The sequence below is a fragment of the Mycobacterium sp. NAZ190054 genome, assembly GCF_001545925.1.
In the GTDB taxonomy this organism is placed as follows: domain Bacteria; phylum Actinomycetota; class Actinomycetes; order Mycobacteriales; family Mycobacteriaceae; genus Mycobacterium.
This window is the reverse complement of sequence record NZ_LMVQ01000443.1, coordinates 1-1,574: the sequence shown is the minus strand read 5'-3', so window position 1 is coordinate 1,574 and position 1,574 is coordinate 1. Positions and strand designations below refer to the sequence as shown.

Here is a 1,574-nt window from a genome sequence, read left to right as displayed (position 1 = left end):
CACCTTCGCCGCGCTGGGCGAGCTGTACCAGTACTTCCAGGCCCAGATCGCCCGTCGCCGCACCGGCACGCTCCGCGACTCCGACGACCTGCTGTCCGTCCTGGTGGCCGCCGAGGTCGACGGCGTCCGGCTCAGCGATCAGGACCTGTTGCAGTTCTGCCTGCTGCTGCTGGTGGCCGGCAACGAGACGACCCGCAACCTCATCGCGCTCGGCACCCTGGCGCTGATCGAGCACCCGGACCAGTTCCAGCTGTTGCGGGACCGGCGCGACCTGGTGCCGTCGGCGGTCGAGGAACTGCTGCGGTACACCTCCCCGGTGGCCAACATGACCCGCTGCGCCACCCGCGACGTCGAGATCCGCGGACGGGTGATCCGCGAGGGCCAGTACGTGACGATGCTCTACGGCTCGGCCAACCGCGACGAGGAGGTCTTCGGGCCGACCTCCGAACAGCTCGACATCACCCGGCACCCGAATCCGCACGTGGCGTTCGGCTGCGGCGAACACTCCTGCCTCGGCGCCCAACTGGCCCGCCTGGAGGCCCGGGTGTTGTTCGAGGAACTGCTCACCCGGTTCGACCGCATCGACCTCGACGGTGACGTGCTGCGGATGCAGGCCACGATGGTGCCCGGGGTCCGCAGGATGCCGGTGCGGCTGAGCGCCGCGCTCAACGTGTGACGGCGATGAGCGCTTCGGCCAGGTTCTTGAGGTCGGCCTCGGTGACGTCGACGTGCGGCGAGACCCGCAGCGCGGGATGGGTCATCTCCCGCGGCGCACGCTCGGTGCTCAGATACGTCGTCACGATCTGGTGTTCGGCGATCAGCCGGGCGCGCACGTCGGCCGGGTCGGCACCGTCGGTGGGTTCCAGCGTGGTGATGGCGCTCGGCTCGTCGACGTGTTCGACCACGCGCCAGCCGGGCACGTCGACCAGCGCGGTGCGGGTGGCGGCGCCGACCTCGCGCAGCCGTGCCTGCACCGCGGCCGGACCGGCCGCCATGTGTTCCCCTACCGCAACCGAGAATCCCACGTGCAGACCGACGTTCGTCTCGGCGTGGCTCAGCCGGGCGACGGTGTCGGCGGCGAGCAGACCCGGTCGGGTCGCCAGCACTCCGACCCCGCGGGGCCCCGCCGTCCACTTCCGGGATGAGGCATACAGCGCGTCGGCGCCGACGCCCGCGATGTCGAGGTGCGCGAAAGCCTGTGCGGCGTCGACGATCAGCGGGATGTCGTACCCACGGCAGGCCGACGCCATGTCGTGCACCGGCTGCACGATCCCCCGGTGACTGCCCAGCAGTGTCAAGTGCACGAGCGCGGGCTGATGGGACGACAGCGCGGCCCCGACGGCGTTGACGTCGAGCCTGCCGAATTCGTCGGCCGGGAGCAGTTCGACACGGAAACCGTTGCGCGCCATGATCGCAAGGTTGGGGCCGTACTCGCCGGGCAGGCAGGCCAGCGTGCGTTCGCCCGGCCAGTCCCGCAGCAGGACGTCCAGCGCGTGGTTGGACCCGGTGGTGAAGTGCACTGCGGCGTCGGGCATGCCGGTCAGCGCCCGCACCGCGGCGCGGCCCGCGTCGAG

2 protein-coding genes are annotated in these 1,574 nt (G+C 71.2%); one reads left to right on the top strand and one right to left on the bottom strand.

Annotated elements, in window-relative coordinates; translation table 11 throughout:
* Positions 1-676, top strand: a 676-nt coding sequence (locus ASJ79_RS23665; RefSeq protein ID WP_156448606.1) for a cytochrome P450, incomplete at its 5' end; no start/stop codon positions are given.
* On the opposite strand, the gene egtE is transcribed toward ASJ79_RS23665, so the two are convergent.
* The coding region (gene egtE / locus ASJ79_RS23660; protein ID WP_067960671.1) for an ergothioneine biosynthesis PLP-dependent enzyme EgtE at positions 666-1,574 on the bottom strand (909 nt) is incomplete at its 5' end. The genes ASJ79_RS23665 and egtE overlap by 11 nt on opposite strands.